The 235-nt window shown below is 62.6% G+C and carries 1 protein-coding gene; it reads left to right on the top strand.

Translation table 11 applies throughout. The features are described from left to right. The coding region (locus SB659_RS20560; protein WP_410551780.1) for a hypothetical protein at positions 1–235 on the top strand (235 nt) is incomplete at both ends.

Below are 235 nucleotides of genomic sequence, written 5' to 3'. Positions count from 1 at the left end.
GGCTTCACCGCGCTCTACGACGTACTGGCCAAAGGCCTGCCGGTCTGGTGTGGACCGACACGCGCGGGCGGAGTTGGTTGCAGCGGCGACGTGGAATCGCTCAAGATTATCGGTGCTCTCGCCTTCGCCGGCGCCTTCGTTGCCGCCGCCCGCCAATTCGTTCGCAGCCTCGCCGTTTTCGATCTCTCGGCCTACACTTTCATCTGGCAGACGGTCGAAATGTTTGCATCGGTCA

The sequence above is a fragment of the Arthrobacter sp. SIMBA_036 genome (genome assembly GCF_046535135.1).
Lineage (GTDB): Bacteria > Actinomycetota > Actinomycetes > Actinomycetales > Micrococcaceae > Arthrobacter.
The sequence above is the reverse complement of the archived record's forward strand: the minus strand, read 5'-3'. Positions and strand labels throughout refer to the sequence as shown.